Source organism: Solitalea longa (assembly GCF_002920915.1).
GTDB lineage: Bacteria > Bacteroidota > Bacteroidia > Sphingobacteriales > Sphingobacteriaceae > Solitalea > Solitalea longa.
Map to the genome: position 1 here is coordinate 83336 of NZ_PQVF01000002.1, position 15969 is coordinate 99304.

Genomic DNA, 15969 nt, shown 5'->3' on the forward strand with positions numbered 1-15969 from the left:
TGTACTATGCGTATAATTATTATTAAAATCGATTGCTACAGCATCCTGTCTTTCCAATCCCGTAAGTACCATTTCAAATCATCTGAGCAAGTACCAAGTTCTAATTTACCCCTCCTATTCTCACGGTAATTACTATTTTTTACAGCAAACAAGAGAAAGTCTAAAACCCTATTTTAGACCCCAATAAAATGAGCTGATTATTTTATCATATTTTATAACTCTTCCCCATTTTATTCGTTTAAGTAGTAAACAACAATAGTCAAATCAATAAACCATATTACCAAACATGCTAAAAAAAGTACTCATTACTTGTGCCATTGTAATAGCGGTATTACTGGCAGCAGCTACCGCTGTGCCCTTTTTTTTCAAAGACAGTATTGTAGCTAAAGTAAAATCGTCCATCAACGAAAACGTTAATGCGAAAGTTGATTTCAAAGATTTCGATCTAACATTGATCAGCTCGTTTCCCAATTTAGGTTTGCAATTAAACAACCTTACCGTTATTGGAGTTGACAGTTTTGCAACAGACACACTTGCCAATATTGAGCAACTCCAGATTGATGTTAATCTGATGAGTGTAATCAAAGGTGAAACTTATGATATCCGTTCGGTTTCATTGGATAAGCCTTCAATTTATGCTAAGGTGTTAAAAAGCGGAAAAGCCAACTGGGACATTGCTAAACCAGGTCCAGCAGAACCGACTCCATCACAACCAACCTCTTTTAAAGCTGCATTGAAAAAATACAGCATCAATGAAGGTAAAATAATCTACGAGGATGCTTCTTTAGGATTTTTCATGGAGCTCGACAACCTTAATCACAGTGGTAAAGGTGATTTTACCCAGGATTTATTCGTTCTTGAAACCGAATCATCAATTGAAAAATTAACGGTTAAATACGGAGGAATTCCTTACCTGAATAAAGTAAACCTAGCAGCCACGTTGCCAATTGAAATGGACATGAAGCAGATGAAGTTTACGCTGAAGGAAAATGAAATTAAGTTGAATGAGCTGTTACTTTCATTTGTTGGAAGCCTTGCTATGCCATCTAATGGTGATATGGTGATCGACTTTAAATTTGATGCGCAAAAATCTGAATTGAAAAACTTCCTTTCACTAATTCCTGCTATTTACGCAGCTAACTTCAAAGACCTTCAGGCTTCGGGTAAGTTTGCAATGAGCGGTTTTACCAAAGGTATTTATAATGAAAAATCGTTGCCTGCCTTTAATTTGAATATGGCGATTGAAAATGGTAAGATCAAATACCCTTCATTACCCTCAGCTATCAACAATATTCAGGTTAAAACCACCATCAACAATCCTGATGGGGTAATTGACCACACCGAAGTTAATGTTCCTGCTTTCCACCTGGAATTCGGCAGTGCTCCTATCGACGGCCGGTTATTGGTTAAAACGCCTGTTTCCGATCCTTATGTTGAAATGGCAATGAAAGGTAAACTGGACCTGAAACAATTGACTACCATTTTCCCGATGAAGGATATGCAGTTAAGTGGACTTTTGGATGCAGATTTAACAGCAAATGGCCATAAATCATCAATTGACAAAGGGAAATATGAAGAATTCAAAGCAGCGGGAAAATTGGCATTAACCTCATTTAATTATTCAGGTGCTAATGTTCCGAAACCGGTAAGCATTCCATCGGCTAACATGACCTTCAATCCTAAAAACATTACCTTAAGTAATTTATCGGCTAAAGTTGGTGCAAGTGATTTTCAGGCTAATGGAACAGTTAATAATTACCTGGCTTATGTATTTAAGAAAAATCAGCCTTTACAAGGTACTTTTAACGTTTCTTCAAACCTCATCAACGTAAACGAATTGATGGGTCCTGCAGCTGTTGAAACCAAAAACGATACTACTAAACTTACGGTGGTTGAAGTTCCGGGAAATATCGATTTCACCATGACAGCTAAAGTTGCCCGTGTTTTATACGATAACATGGACATACAAAATGCACATGGCGCAATGATCGTAAAAGACAAAACGATTTTCTTCAAGGATATGTCGCTGAACATGTTGGATGGTTCGGTAACCATGAACGGTTCATATGCCACTACCGATGCTAAAAAACCAAAAGTGGATATTGCTTTCGGTATTGATAAAATGAATATCCAAAAAGCATTTGCAACGTTTAATACCGTTAAAATGCTGGCGCCGATTGCTAAGTACACCAACGGTTCGTTCTCAACTAACCTTAAATTCAATACGGATTTAGATCATAACATGATGCCTGTTTATTCTTCGATCAATGCCGAAGGTATAACGAATATTATTCAGGCGATTGTTGAAGGCTTTGAGCCAATGAATAAGCTTTCAATGGCTTTAAACACTGATAAATTCAAAAAACTGGAAGTGAATAACCTGCTGGCAAAATTCAGAATTGAAGAAGGTCGTTTAAAGGTTTCTCCTTTTGATATTAAAAAAGGTGATTTCTTGATGAATGTTCAGGGTTCTAACGGCATTGACCAGTCGATGGATTATAAGCTGGCCTTAAATGTACCTCGCAGCATGCTGGGCTCACAAGCTAATGCAACAGTAAATTCGTTGGTTTCACAATTTAACAGCAAAACCGGCACAAACGTTTCGGTGGGTGAAACGGTTAAAGTAAATGCCATTTTAGGTGGTAGCATTACCAAGCCAACTGTTAAACTACAGTTAGCAGGAGGTAGCGACGGTAAATCAGCTGCACAAACGGTACTGGCACAAGCAGTTGACCAAAAGAAAGCCGAAGTGGAAACTAAAGCCAAGGAAGAAGTTGCAAAACTAAAAGAGCAGGCAACTGAACAGGCTAAACAAAAAGTTGACACCGTTAAAAAACAAGCAACTGAAAAGGTAAAATCAGAAATTAAAAACAAGTTAAAAGGCTTCTTTGGAAGTTAATATAAACGAACCTTTTCCTTTTAAAGACCATCAGTTATGCTGATGGTCTTTTTTTATTTATTTAACCAGCAGCTCTTCAAAATAATACAGCAAAACATTTAAAATTATTTTATTTTAACATTTTAAATATTGCTTATTTTTTAAAAAGACAATTGCAATGACCATAAAAAGCAACCGTTTAGCTTCAATTGATGTGCTTCGCGCCTTAACCATGTTCCTGATGATCTTTGTAAATGATTTGTGGACATTAATAGGCATTCCAAAATGGCTTGAGCATGTTGACGTAAACACTGATGGAATGGGTTTAGCGGATACCGTTTTTCCGGCATTTTTATTCATTGTAGGTTTATCAATTCCCTTTGCTGTAGAAAGCCGATTGAAAAAGGGTGACTCAACTTTTGAAATTCTAAAGCATATTGGCTTTCGCTCATTAGCGTTATTGATCATTGGTTTTTTCCATGTCAATCTCGAAACTTATAATCCGGAAGCAATTCTTTCAAAACCTATATGGGAAATACTCATCACCATTGCTTTCTTCTTAATCTGGTTATCTTATCCAAAAGATTTCGATAAGCGTAAAAAACAATTGTTACAAGGAACCGGAATTTTAATGCTTATTATTCTGGCTGCTATTTATAAAGGAGGAGACGCCGCACATCCAACTTGGATGACTCACCAATGGTGGGGAATTTTAGGTTTGATTGGTTGGGCGTACCTACTTTGCAGTTCAATTTATGTTCTTAGTAAAGGAAACATTGTACCGGTAATTATCAGTTTAATTGCATTAATCGCTATTAATTCTGCTTTTCATTTGAACTACCTACCTAAAAATCTTCATTTCTGGCTTATTGGCGACGGTTCAAACGCTACTCTGGTAATGGGAGGTATTCTGGCTGGTCTTATCTATAAAAAGAATAGCGATAAAAATAGCAGTCTTTGGTTGCTTTTAGGAGGTTTTGCTTTGCTGATGTTTATTTACGGTTTTAGTACCCGCCCGCTATGGGGAATCTCTAAGTTGCGCAGCACTCCTTCATGGACCACTATCTGTTCGGGTATTACACTTATTGCTTTTATGCTTTTAATCTGGTTGGTTGATATTAAGAGTAAAGAAAACTGGTTCAATAGTTTAAAACCCGCAGGAACCGCTACTTTAACCGCTTATTTATTGCCTTACATTCATTACCCTATATTTACCCTTATTGGTTGGCAGTTACCTGAAATATTACGAACCGGAGGAATAGGCATTATTAAATGTTTATTGTATTCATTGATTATTATTTTGATTACCGGTTGGTTGGAGAAAAGGAAGATTAAGTTGAAGTTGTAAGGATGAATATTATGTGTATTTAATGTTTTATGAAGATTAAACTCTTGCGGTCAGCTAGACTGGCATTGCTTTTATTTATAACCACATTGAAGGTTTATGGACAGGATTCCTTTTTTGTTTCTGAAACCTGCAAACAGATTCAGGCATTAAAAAACAAAGATGACGTTGAAGAACAATTAAAAATCTTTCGTCAGCAATCCGAAAAACATGGACCTGATCAATTAAAAAATGCTTTGGAAAAAGGCCATGTTAAATCCCCATTTATCTTTTATTACAAGTTTACAAGAGACCTGGATAAGTCTTGTTCGAACTATAAACTAGGAATTTTCCCCATCAAGGCTCTTCACGTAATAGATATAGAAAACAAGTTAACAAAGGTCGAGACAGATTCATTAAAAAGCTTAGTAAGTGAAATTGGCAAGGAGAAAAAGGTCTATTTATTAGTAACAACCATAGATGATTACTACCCTGATACAACCATTAAAGAATTTTGTCAGAGAAATATTAATAGTTGGGGCAATGGGCGATATTTTGAAAAAGACAATATACTGATCGCAATTAGTCTAAAAAACAGAGATATATACATCTGTACAACGAGTATTTCTATGAAACATTTGACCAACGAAGAATGCATTGAAGTAATACAAACAATAAAGCCTTATCTAAAAAACAATGAATTATATAATGGACTTGCAAATGGCTTAATTGCCATAAAAGAAAAACTATAGTAATAATCAGACACCACATTATTGATGAATAATTTATGGTTGTTAAGCAAAATTGCTTCAACAGATAGCAATTTTTGCTTAACATAGATGAAAAAGTTCTTTCTCCGAAAGGAAAATTTCATTGAAAAAAAAGGACTTTTTCCATGCGATGAGGCAATGTTCCTTAAACAAATGACCACAACCTCCTACTCAAAGGGGAACTGCTCCACTTGTTCCGCAATTATGCCTTACAACAATGAAAATAGCTATTCTTTACAAACAAAAATCCTTTGTATTCATCCAAATTAGCCCAAGCAATCTGATGCTCCAATTAATTGCCATATTATTTCTATATTAACTGCCCAAACATTCTACTGTTAACATTCATATTTTTTAAGGTGTCGAATCGCTCTGCTTCAGTTTACAAGCTTCTTCCTAAAAAATGACAAGTCTATTTAACAAAAAAACCATACTACTGGCATTTACCCTCTTCGCCATGGTCAATTGTAAATCAGAAAAGACAGGTGATGATCCCAACCCTGTTCCTCCGGTTGCACCACCTGTCGATAAACCCAATCATCCGCCTCAAACGCCTACCATCTATAACGGATACTCACTTATTTGGAACGATGAGTTTGACGGTGAAACTATTGATGCAGAGAAATGGAATTCTGAAACAGGTACCGGTATTAACGGTGATTTTGGAACTGGCCAATTGGATAGGGCCACCAACCGCTCAGAAAATGCAGTAATTGCCAAAAATGTTGCTGATGCTTACGGAAACTGTTTAGCCATTACTACACAAAACGAAAACTATATTGACCGTAATTATACCAGCGCCCGACTAAATACCCAAAACAAAGGGTCATGGGGACCAGGCACGCGTATTGAAGCCCGGGTTTGGGCACGTGATGTTTTGTACAAGGGCCAGGGATTTGCTTTTTGGATGATGCCCAGTGAAATACCTGAAGGTCAGGATCACCTAATGTGGCCGCAGGGAGGCGAAATTGATATAATGGAATATGTTGGCAGTGTACCCTATCACAACCTGGGAAGTGTGCATTATGCCTGGTTTTGGGAAAACAACGAATACAAAGATTGGAACCATGCCCATAAAGGCGCTTATTATTCTTATGCAGATAAACAAGTCCCTACAGTGAACCCACAATACGGAAATTGGCCTGCAACTGCCAACGACCCTAAAAGCGGAAGTGGTGGATTTCATCTTTACCGCATCGACTGGTTTACCGACCGTATAGAGTTTAGCGTTGATGAGCAGGTTTATCACATCCATTATATCAAAGATGGAGATGCTTTTGCCAATGGTGTAGCTGATGGTCAGGATAAAGATGCTGTAATAACCAAAAATGGAAAAAGGGTTTTCCTTTCTGAATATTCACAACATTTTACGGAATGGAATCCTTTTAGTCATAAATTTTATTTGCTGCTAACTGCCGGAGTGGGAGGCAATGATAATTTAACCTATGGTGGTTCTATTGTTCAAAACGCTAAATTCCCATGCAGCACCTATATTGACTATGTACGTGTTTATAAACGTAACTAGCTGCAACAGACAATATATTTACCTATAATTCCACCCGCTTCAAACACGTAGTTATACTTTTAAATATCAGGTATTTACACCTTTAATACCACTGCTTAACCCCCTTACATTTGACTAACGAATCAACGGAGATCCGCCGAAAATCCATTGAAAAGAGTAGGCAATTACATTCACCTTAAAACATTTTATTATGTCAAACAAGCTCTCATCACAGTTATCATTTCTGCTAAAATTCAAGATCTATCCTCCAGAAGCAGAAGATGCAATTAATCCTCATGGACCAAAATTTTCAGTAGCCATTAGGGAATATATGATAGCAGGATTGGTCCGCGATATCGCTCAGAAAATTCCTAAACGAGAAATTAAAGCAAAACTATTATCTGTTGGAAAAGCTCTTGTAGGGGTTGCTTCCAAAGGTTTGATAGTTGCATGGGAAGACGGAGATGATATTTGTCCGCCTTATTTCCCTCACCGTTTCCCGCCACCTCCTCCAGGTCCATATCCCGATCCTGATCCTCAACCCTACCCTTGGCGCACTGCATTTGAAGTTGACTCAGCATTTGATCGTGTCATCGAACAAAAGCAACTGATTGGTGCAATTAAGCTTTTAGCCATCTTAACTTCGCAAAAAGAACTGGGCGAACAATTAGGTGATATTGGTTCCGAATTGGACCAGCATTTAAATAAAGGCGAATTTGTTAACGCCAATTAACCACACTATTTTATTCTACTTATGATCAAAAAGCCATTGTTTAACGATGGCTTTTTTGTTTTTTTGGAGATTCGAGTGTTCAACTTATAGTATCTTTTTGTAACGTTTAAAATACATTTTAAAGCAAAAAAATATCTAACCAGTTAAATAACAAGCTTTTAACACTACTTATCATTTACATTCGAAATGTCAGCCCAGTTTTTCATCTTCTTATCATACAACCTTCTTTTATTTGAATCGTCATAGTAATAGAAACACCGCTTAAGGCGGTTATTAAAGAAAGGATTCAATATGAAAACGATAAAATTTACATTGGTAGCTGCATTAACCGTGTTAAGCATGTCCTTTTGCATGAATATTAGCAAAGCATCAGCGCAAGGTTTCGAAGGACAATATGAGGAGGGTGACAGAGATGTTAGCTACCAAACTTTTTACGATGAATTAAGCCCATACGGCGATTGGGTTTACGACAATCAGTATGGGTACGTTTGGCGACCAAATATGGGTCCTGATTTTATGCCATACCGTACCAACGGTCACTGGGTCTCGAGTGAAATTGGCTGGACCTGGGCGTCTGATTATCAATGGGGGTGGGCTCCTTTCCATTACGGTCGCTGGAAATTTGATACTTATTTAGGCTGGTATTGGATACCGGGTTATGAATGGGCGCCAGCCTGGGTAGTTTGGAGTTCAAATACTGATTACTATGGATGGGCACCAATGGCACCGGGATGGAACATTAGCGTTTCAATTAACCTTGGCAGCATTCCAAGTAATTACTGGGTTTTCGCCCCACCTAGATATTTATGCCATGTACGCATGTATGATTATTGTGCGCCGGTTTACAATAATGTAACTATTGTTAGAAATGTAACCGTGATCAATAACTATGGTTACTATAATCGCACTCGCTACGTTTGTGGCCCTAGAGTACATGAATACAATACCCGTCCGGGCTGTCATGCCCGTCCGGTTCCGGTTCGCGAGTGCCATGAGCCACGCAGCACCAGATGCGATAATAAGAATATGTATGTATATCGTCCACGCATAGTTAATCATCCAAGTTGTCGTCCACCGGAAGTAAGAGGTCGCGAATATTTTGCTAATCGTGATGCACAACCTCGCAGCCGTGGTGAATACCCTGGAAATAGCAGACCTGATAATCGTTATGAAAACAATCGTCAACGGACTGAGGCTCCACAACAAGATAATCGCAGGAACGACAATTGGACCAACCAACAGCGAGACAACAACAATGAGCGTCAGCAACGGGAAAGGGCAGTACAGTATGCTCAGCAGCAACAGGAACGCCGTTCTCAAGCAGAATCTCGTCAAGCGCCACAGCAAACAGAACGCTATGCGCAACGACAGCCACAGCAAGAACGTCGTTCTCAGACTGAATATCGCCAGGTTTCACAATCACAAGAACGACACAGCAGAGAAAACAGCAGTTATCAAAGTGCTGAGCGTTCATCAAGAGGTCAACAGCAACGCAGTGAATCACACAGCGAAGGCCGACCAAGAGGCAGAAATTAGTGTTTGATCGACATAAAGTTTAGTTTGTAATGGCCCGGAATAGTTTCGGGCCTTTTTTATAACCCGTAAATAAAAGTGCTACAGCAGATTTGTATATTTAAGTGAAATGCTCTAACACCGGCAGATGAAAAACAAATATGTTATTCTGTCAACCCTAATGATAGGAACCCTTATGGGTTCACTCGACTCGAGCATTGTTAACGTTTCCCTCCCAATTATTCGCAAAGATTTCAACTGCCGCATGGATGAGATTCAATGGGTTGTTACCGCCTATATGCTGAGTTTCTCTTTATTTATGCCCCTAACCAGTTGGCTAAAAGACCGTATCGGCTTTTTTAATTTATACGTTGGAGGCCTAGCTGTTTTTACACTTGCTTCTTTACTATGTGGTATTTCAACTGACTTAACAACTCTTGTGGGAGCGCGTGTGATACAAGCCATTGGAGGCGGAAGCCTTCCTCCTACTGCAATGGCCATCATGTCAACCGTTTTTCCAAAAGAAGAAAGGGGAAAAGCGCTGGGATGGTGGGGCATGGGTTCTGTTGTTGGACCAACAATTGGCCCGACATTGGGCGGTTTTTTAACCCGTGAATTCGGCTGGCACAGTATCTTTCTGATCAATCTCCCTATAAGTGTAATTGCCATTGGTATGTGCTTTTATTCCCTCGGATTTTTACGACAGGTACCTAAGAAATATGTAAAATTTGATTTTAAAGGATTCGTAAGCCTAACCGCATTCCTTATCCTTATTCAATTGGTGTTGGTTAGAATGGAACAAGCCGGTATACTTTCTTTTGAAACGCTTGGCGTTTTGATCTTACTTATTGCCTCATTCATCTTTTTTATTCGGGTTGAAAAGAAAGCAGAGTCGCCAATTATCAATTTAAGACTCTTTAAAAACCGTCGATTTGTGAGTTGTATTTTGGTAACCATAGCCCGTTCGGCAGCCTTGTTTGGAGGATTGTTTCTAGCACCCTTCTTATTACAGGGACTTTTAAAATACAATGAATTGCAATCGGGTTTAATCTTATTCCCTGGAGCTTTATTAATGGGAGCTTTAATGCCCTTTTCAGGTACTTTAGCCGACCGTTATGGATCAAGAGGTCTGACCATGTCAGGACTGGTAATTGTAGCGATTTCTATGCTTCAATTTTCAATGTTGGGAGCAGAAAGTGTTTTAGCCACTATTTTGTTAGCTGTATGTTTACGGGGTATTGGATTAGGGCTATTGATCACTCCTGTGTCATCGGCAACCGTTAATTCAGTAAAACTCGAGCAGGTTTCCATGGCTTCATCCATTAATAGTTTATTGCTACAGGTAGGTGGCTCGTTGGGTATTGCCATGCTAACCTTTATCCACCAAAATGTTTATAATCATAAAATTGAGCTTGGTCTTTCAACTGTTGAAGCAGAACAATTTGCCCTGAACAGAGGTTTTACTGTTTCCATGATCCTGGTTTTACTGGCCCTGATCCCTGCAAGCAAGATCCCCGCAAAAAATATTGTAACAGCTAAAAAAGAGCATCACGACATTTGAGGCGAAGGTTTTAGTTTGAAATAGTATCTTTAAGCACCTATCCATTTCGTTGTGCATTTTCAGTCATTCATCAATAAGCTAGCTACTCAACTTAGGCAACCCTTACCTGGTAAAGAAGCGCATTTACAAATGATTCCGGCGGTGCGATTACCTGATTATGATAAAGGTTATGATCTTGAGAATGCCCGACAAAGCAGCGTTCTAATTTTACTTTACCCTTCTTCTACTTCTATCTTTATTCCCTTTATTCAGCGGCCAATTTACGAAGGTGTTCATAGTGGACAAATTGGGTTACCTGGAGGAAAAATGGAGACCTATGATCCCTCACCTGAAGCAACAGCCTTGCGGGAAGCCAATGAAGAAATAGGTATTATTGAAGCAGAGGTTGAAATTATTGGAGCCCTTACCCCTGTATATGTTCCCCCAAGTCGTTTTCTGATCAATGTGCTGGTAGGTTATCAGAATTCTTCACCCATTTTTATTAAAGACGATAAGGAGGTTGATGAGATCATTACCATCTCAGTGGATGATGTGTTGAACGATTTAACCATGGGTTCCGTTCCGGTAACCAATTCAATGGGATTGCATTTCGATGCTCCCTGTTTTCTGATTGAAAACAAAACCATTTGGGGAGCCACCGCAATGATCATCAATGAATTTAAATGGATCTTAAAGAAGACTGATCTGGAAACTGACTGATGACTTGCGACTGATAACTAACCTTTTACTCCGTACTCCTTTTGTAAAAGTTCAATAATTGCATTTACTTCCTCTGGTTGAAACCAATGGGTGCCTTTATCGCGGTTAAACCAGGTAATTTGTCGTTTGGCAAACCTTCGGGTATTTTGTTTTATTAAATCAATGGCTTTTTGCAAGTCATGTTTTCCTTCAAAGTAATCGAACAACTCGGTGTAACCTACAGTTTGTAAAGCATAAATATGTTTACTCGCCTCCATTGATTGCACCTCTTCAACTAAACCAGCATTCACCATCAGATCAACACGATGATTTATGCGCTGATAAAGCTCTTCGCGCGGAAGATTTAACCCAATTTTTATGATCTGAAACGGCCGGTTTTTAGTTTCTTTCGTTCTAAAAGTAGAAAAAGGTTCTCCAGTCATTAAACAAACTTCGAGTGCCCTCATTAAACGTTGCGGATTATTCACATCCACTTGCTTAAAGTATTCCGGATCCAATCGCTCAACTTCCTGCTGAAGATAACTCAAGCCTTCATTTTCGTAGCGCTCCACAATTTGCTGACGTAATGATTCATCGGCCTTGGGTAAATCATCTAATCCATCGCACAACGCATTGATATACAATCCAGAGCCGCCAACCATTATTAAGGTATCGTATTTCTGAAATAATTGTTCGAGTAAAGCCAGTGCTTCAACCTCAAAACGGCCTGCATTTATCTCATCGAAAATAGAATGTGAGTTGATAAAATGATGTTTTGCTTCAGCAAGTTCAGCATCCTCGGGTTTTGCGGTGCCGATGCTTATTTCTTTAAAAAACTGGCGGGAATCAGCAGAAAGAATTTCTGTTTTGAAGTGTTTTGCCAACTCAATGGCAGTGCGGGTTTTGCCAACGGCCGTAGGGCCTACAACAACTATTAATTTTTTAATCTTTTCTTTTAGCACGTTTAATAAGTCTATGGTCCATAGTCCATGGACCATGGACTTATTTATTTACTAATAGTCATCGCGATCGCCGTATTCATCGTCGGAGCCACTTCCATAGCCCATTTCACCAAATTCATCATCACCTTCTTCTTCCTCTCCCGACTCTTCACTTTCTTCCTCTCCCTCAGATTTCGATGCGGATGAAAAATCCTCGACATCAATGCCAAACTCATCTAATTCTTCCGGCTCTTCAATATCAAACTCATCTTCTAGTGATTCAAGCGGATCTTTATTTGCTGCAGCAGCTGAAACGGCCGAAAGACGGAACTGCTTAGGTGCATCTCCCGTTGATTTTGTACATACCGGATATTCAACCCCTGCTTCAGGCTCTAAAAAGATCTTTGAAAGTTCAACATGGAAATCAAACGGACGATCAAAGTTGGAGATATAATAGAATTTCTGGTGTGGATCGTCAATGAATTTGCTAAGCTTAAAGTCTTTCATCAACTTCACTTCCTGCGCAACTTTTCGTGCATTTGGCATAAAGGCCAACTCTTCACCTTTTATCCATTGGTCATTACTTACATAAAATGACGAAGGATGCTGCGCATCATAATTGATTGACTTATGAATGGCGTAGTGAAAATCCTCGAATGTATGATTCGATTTTATGTCGATTTCTCTAACCGCGTCGTAATCTTCAAAAGCAACTCTGAATCGATAAATAGCCATTATATATACTGTTTATGAAATTCTATTTGTTTATTAATAGGTTAAATACCCGGCTTCGATTAATTTCTCTGAACGTCACACACCTGCCGGTTTTTTTTGCAAAAATAGGAAACTCACCCGAATCAATGAACAATGCCTTACAAAAAGTACATAAGACACTGTTAAACAAGGGCTTTCATAAGCACAAGTCAGACCATTCTCTACTTCCCGGCCGATAAAATTTTCGATCTAATTTTTTTTCAATCAAATTTGGCGTTTTCATTCTCATTTATAACTTTGCAATACAAAGTTCTTTTTAAATGGACATCAACGTAAACAAGCACCTTGAATCGTTAACCGAGATCAGGAGCTTAATGGAGAAATCTTCAAAATTTATTTCGCTAAGTGGTTTATCGGGCATTTTTGCCGGTGGTTATGCTTTATTGGGCGCCGCTGCTGCATTTTGGGCTAATATCCATTATAATCAGTTAAGAATCCCTATTAAAGAATTTTCTCCAGAGTTTTCGCTTCAAAACAGTTTTTTATTATTCTGCCTGATCGACGCTTTGCTCATTTTGCTTTTATCCATAGTAACCGCTTTTATTTTCTCCAAACAAAAAGCAGCTAAAACGCAGCAATCTATTTGGGATAAATCGGCGCAACGATTAGCTATTAACCTTGCCATTCCATTAGCCACAGGTGGTGTTTTCGCTATTTATTTATTGCTCGATGGCAATTATAAACTGATTGCTCCAAGCATGCTGATTTTTTACGGATTAGCACTTTTTAACGCCAGCAAATATACCATTGGCGACATCAGGTATTTAGGCTTAACTGAAATTGCTCTTGGATTGATCAACCTTTTTGTAACCGGATATGGATTTTGGTTTTGGTGCTTCGGATTTGGAGTAATGCACATTATATATGGCTTAGTGATGTACCGCAAATATGATTCGGCAGCCTAAACTTAAAACGCTTAATTAAGAAAAACCAATGGTCGTAAATCTGTTTAACAATTTCAATAAAGCCTTTGAAAGCAAGGTCAGATTGGGCATTATGTCGGTTTTAATGGTAAACGAAACCATTGATTTTACAACCTTAAAAGAACTATTGAATGTAACCGATGGTAATTTGGCCAGCCATTCAAAAGCACTCGAAGAACTTAAATACATTATGATAACTAAACAATTTATCGGTAAAAAGCCGAACACCACCTATTCAGTAACTGAATTAGGCAAAAAGGCTTTTGTTGAACACTTGAACAGCCTTGAGCAGTTATTGAATTCTAACAGATAATTTTTTTTGTATAACAACTTTGAATTACAAAGTACTTTTAATTATAAAAAATGAAAAAATTCATCATTATCGGTCTTTATAATCTTAGCAAAAAACCTTATCAAGCTCTTTTTAAAAACAATAAGGCTTGGAACATTTCGTCTCAAGAATTACGTGACTTTCCGGAAGGATCATTAGGAAATGAATTAGGCTGTTTTCTAACAGAAAATGATTTCGAGCTACAAGCCAAATTAGAAAATCATGATGTTTTTCATGTTTTAGCTGGCATAGGCACTTCAGTGATCGAAGAAATTGCTTTGCAATATTATTTGCTTGGAAATGGTAAGAGGAGTATTTATCTAAAACTGGTGATTCTTTTAGGCACTTTGTCCTACCCTAACCAATTTTCGCTGTTTTTTAGTAAATACAAGGAAGGTAAATCATTCTCCGCTTTTCATAACCTTGATTTCTTCCCTCTTCTTCATCATCCAATTGCGGAAATAAAAAAACACCAGCCCAGTATCGCTTTAAAATACACCAATAAAGGCAAATTCTATTCGCCCTTAAAACCTATAGCAATTACTGTTCAACGACAAGAATTTATTAAATATTAACACAAATAGAATCATGGAAACCTTAGAAACAAAACAACCCGCACCAACCTTCTTCGAGCGTAATGCCATTATTATTAAACTGATGATGGTCGGTTTTATCAGCCTGTTATTACTTATCCCGTCGGTAATGATTCAGAACCTGGTTATTGAACGTTCTGAAAGCAGAGATCATGCAGTAAACGATATCTATTCGAAATGGGGACAGACGCAAACCTTGGCCGGGCCAATTCTAAATGTGCCTTATCGAACGTTAACAAAAGATGCGAATGGCAAGGAAGAGATCACGCTCGATTACCTTCATTTTTTACCGGAACGACTTGATGTAAAGGGAAATATTGACCCTTCAATTCGGTATTATGGAATTTACGAGGCGATCTTGTACAACGGAAAACTTAATTTTTCAGGGAATTTTACCTCTCCTGATTTGAACGGATTGAAAGTAGTTCCTGAAAGTATCTCATGGAAAGACGCTTTTATAACCATTGGCATTAGTGATTTAAGAGGTATAAAAGAAAGCGTTTTAGTTAATCTGAACGATAAAGCATATACGGTAAATCCGGGTATAGAAAGAGGTGGCGTTTTTGATTCGGGTTTAAGTATTCCATTTCCATTGGAGGGTGCTCAATTACTGTCTGGAGTAAAATTTGGCTTTAGTATTAACTTAAACGGAAGCAGTAAATTAAGCTTCTGGCCATTAGGCAAGGAAACCAATATCCAACTGAACTCTCCTTGGACTACGCCTAGTTTTTCTGGAGCATTTTTACCAGAGAGCCGTGAAGTCTCTGAAAAAGGATTTTCGGCCAAATGGAAAGTACTGGAGCTAAATAGAAATTTCCCGCAAAAATGGACAGGAGATCTGTATAGCTTTGCAAACGCTGATGAAGATACAGATGCTACCTCCCTAGCCATTGATACTAGAGAACATAAAACAAAGAACGCAGTTATCGACAATTATTCTTTTGGTGTTGACCTGTTGATGCCAGTTGATTTCTATCAAAAAGTATATCGCTCGGCAAAGTATGCGCTTATGTTTATCGGCCTCACCTTTACTGCCTTCTTCTTTATTGAATTGGTTAACAAAAAGCGAATACACCCTGTTCAGTATATTTTGGTTGGATTTGCCCTGGTGATCTTTTACACGCTGTTGCTTTCATTCACCGAGCATTTATCATTTGGAATAGCTTATTCAATCGCATCGGCGGCAACCATTTTACTGATTACCTGGTTCTCGGGAACAGTGCTTAAAAGTAAAGGTCTCTCTATTCTAATGGGATCCTTACTTTCTGCGCTTTATTTATTCCTCTACATTTTATTGCAAATGGAAGATTATTCGCTGTTAATTGGCAGTATCGGCTTATTTGTAATATTAGGATTGGTGATGTTTATTTCGAGAAAAGTAGACTGGTACGATTTCAGAAAAACGGAAGTACAGGTCAATTAGCTTTCAGTAAAAAAGCCGCAAAAC

14 protein-coding genes are annotated in these 15969 nt (G+C 38.3%); 12 read left to right on the forward strand and 2 right to left on the reverse strand.

The window, feature by feature from the left end:
* The first annotated feature begins 286 nt into the window (after positions 1-286).
* From C3K47_RS02920 to C3K47_RS02960, 8 genes are all read left to right on the forward strand, one after another.
* Positions 287-2899, forward strand: coding sequence for an AsmA-like C-terminal region-containing protein (locus tag C3K47_RS02920; RefSeq protein WP_103787597.1), 2613 nt, complete (start codon positions 287-289; stop codon positions 2897-2899).
* A 157-nt stretch (positions 2900-3056) separates the two neighbouring features.
* On the forward strand, positions 3057-4226 hold the full coding sequence (locus tag C3K47_RS02925) for a DUF5009 domain-containing protein (protein WP_103787598.1): 1170 nt from the start codon (positions 3057-3059) through the stop codon (positions 4224-4226).
* Positions 4227-4255: 29 nt separating this feature from the next.
* On the forward strand, positions 4256-4954 hold the full coding sequence (locus C3K47_RS02930) for a TPM domain-containing protein (protein ID WP_103787599.1): 699 nt from the start codon (positions 4256-4258) through the stop codon (positions 4952-4954).
* A gap of 421 nt (positions 4955-5375) precedes the next feature.
* Entirely contained in the window at positions 5376-6497 is a 1122-nt protein-coding gene (locus C3K47_RS02935; protein ID WP_103787601.1) for a glycoside hydrolase family 16 protein, read from the forward strand.
* Positions 6498-6687: 190 nt separating this feature from the next.
* Positions 6688-7209 (forward strand): hypothetical protein, encoded by a 522-nt coding sequence (locus C3K47_RS02940; RefSeq protein WP_103787602.1) that lies wholly within the window; start codon positions 6688-6690, stop codon positions 7207-7209.
* A gap of 291 nt (positions 7210-7500) precedes the next feature.
* Positions 7501-8745 (forward strand): DUF6600 domain-containing protein, encoded by a 1245-nt coding sequence (locus C3K47_RS02950; RefSeq protein WP_133159318.1) that lies wholly within the window; start codon positions 7501-7503, stop codon positions 8743-8745.
* A gap of 124 nt (positions 8746-8869) precedes the next feature.
* Complete coding sequence (locus C3K47_RS02955; protein ID WP_103787605.1) at positions 8870-10282, forward strand: MDR family MFS transporter; 1413 nt, start codon at positions 8870-8872, stop codon at positions 10280-10282.
* A 51-nt stretch (positions 10283-10333) separates the two neighbouring features.
* Positions 10334-10981 (forward strand): NUDIX hydrolase, encoded by a 648-nt coding sequence (locus C3K47_RS02960; protein WP_133159319.1) that lies wholly within the window; start codon positions 10334-10336, stop codon positions 10979-10981.
* Positions 10982-10998: 17 nt separating this feature from the next.
* Here C3K47_RS02960 and miaA read toward each other — a convergent pair whose 3' ends face one another.
* Positions 10999-11958 carry a tRNA (adenosine(37)-N6)-dimethylallyltransferase MiaA gene (gene miaA, locus C3K47_RS02965; RefSeq protein ID WP_103787607.1) on the reverse strand — a complete coding sequence of 320 codons (960 nt, stop codon included), beginning with the start codon at positions 11956-11958 and terminating at the stop codon, positions 10999-11001.
* Between the two features lie 15 nt (positions 11959-11973).
* Positions 11974-12636 carry an IS1096 element passenger TnpR family protein gene (locus C3K47_RS02970; protein WP_103787608.1) on the reverse strand — a complete coding sequence of 221 codons (663 nt, stop codon included), beginning with the start codon at positions 12634-12636 and terminating at the stop codon, positions 11974-11976.
* 299 nt (positions 12637-12935) lie between these two features.
* On the opposite strand from C3K47_RS02970, the gene C3K47_RS02975 reads away from it, so the two are divergent.
* The 4 genes from C3K47_RS02975 to creD are packed head-to-tail and all read left to right on the forward strand — an operon-like array spanning position 12936 to position 15945.
* Entirely contained in the window at positions 12936-13580 is a 645-nt protein-coding gene (locus C3K47_RS02975) for a hypothetical protein (RefSeq protein WP_103787609.1), read from the forward strand.
* Positions 13581-13608: 28 nt separating this feature from the next.
* Positions 13609-13911 (forward strand): winged helix-turn-helix domain-containing protein, encoded by a 303-nt coding sequence (locus C3K47_RS02980; RefSeq protein WP_103787610.1) that lies wholly within the window; start codon positions 13609-13611, stop codon positions 13909-13911.
* A 50-nt stretch (positions 13912-13961) separates the two neighbouring features.
* Positions 13962-14504, forward strand: a complete 543-nt coding sequence (locus C3K47_RS02985) for a hypothetical protein (protein ID WP_207765226.1) — start codon at positions 13962-13964, stop codon at positions 14502-14504.
* Between the two features lie 13 nt (positions 14505-14517).
* On the forward strand, positions 14518-15945 hold the full coding sequence (gene creD, locus C3K47_RS02990; RefSeq protein ID WP_103787611.1) for a cell envelope integrity protein CreD: 1428 nt from the start codon (positions 14518-14520) through the stop codon (positions 15943-15945).
* Positions 15946-15969 lie beyond the last annotated feature (24 nt).

Coding starts and splice junctions, on each gene's coding strand:
- C3K47_RS02975 (WP_103787609.1), top strand. CDS start 12,936: ATGGACATCAACGTAAACAAGCACCTTGAATCGTTAACCGAGATCAGG.
- C3K47_RS02925 (WP_103787598.1), top strand. CDS start 3,057: ATGACCATAAAAAGCAACCGTTTAGCTTCAATTGATGTGCTTCGCGCC.
- C3K47_RS02920 (WP_103787597.1), top strand. CDS start 287: ATGCTAAAAAAAGTACTCATTACTTGTGCCATTGTAATAGCGGTATTA.
- C3K47_RS02970 (WP_103787608.1), bottom strand. CDS start 12,636: ATGGCTATTTATCGATTCAGAGTTGCTTTTGAAGATTACGACGCGGTT.
- creD (WP_103787611.1), top strand. CDS start 14,518: ATGGAAACCTTAGAAACAAAACAACCCGCACCAACCTTCTTCGAGCGT.
- C3K47_RS02985 (WP_207765226.1), top strand. CDS start 13,962: ATGAAAAAATTCATCATTATCGGTCTTTATAATCTTAGCAAAAAACCT.
- C3K47_RS02955 (WP_103787605.1), top strand. CDS start 8,870: ATGAAAAACAAATATGTTATTCTGTCAACCCTAATGATAGGAACCCTT.
- C3K47_RS02980 (WP_103787610.1), top strand. CDS start 13,609: ATGGTCGTAAATCTGTTTAACAATTTCAATAAAGCCTTTGAAAGCAAG.
- C3K47_RS02935 (WP_103787601.1), top strand. CDS start 5,376: ATGACAAGTCTATTTAACAAAAAAACCATACTACTGGCATTTACCCTC.
- C3K47_RS02930 (WP_103787599.1), top strand. CDS start 4,256: ATGAAGATTAAACTCTTGCGGTCAGCTAGACTGGCATTGCTTTTATTT.
- miaA (WP_103787607.1), bottom strand. CDS start 11,958: ATGGTCCATGGACTATGGACCATAGACTTATTAAACGTGCTAAAAGAA.
- C3K47_RS02950 (WP_133159318.1), top strand. CDS start 7,501: ATGAAAACGATAAAATTTACATTGGTAGCTGCATTAACCGTGTTAAGC.
- C3K47_RS02940 (WP_103787602.1), top strand. CDS start 6,688: ATGTCAAACAAGCTCTCATCACAGTTATCATTTCTGCTAAAATTCAAG.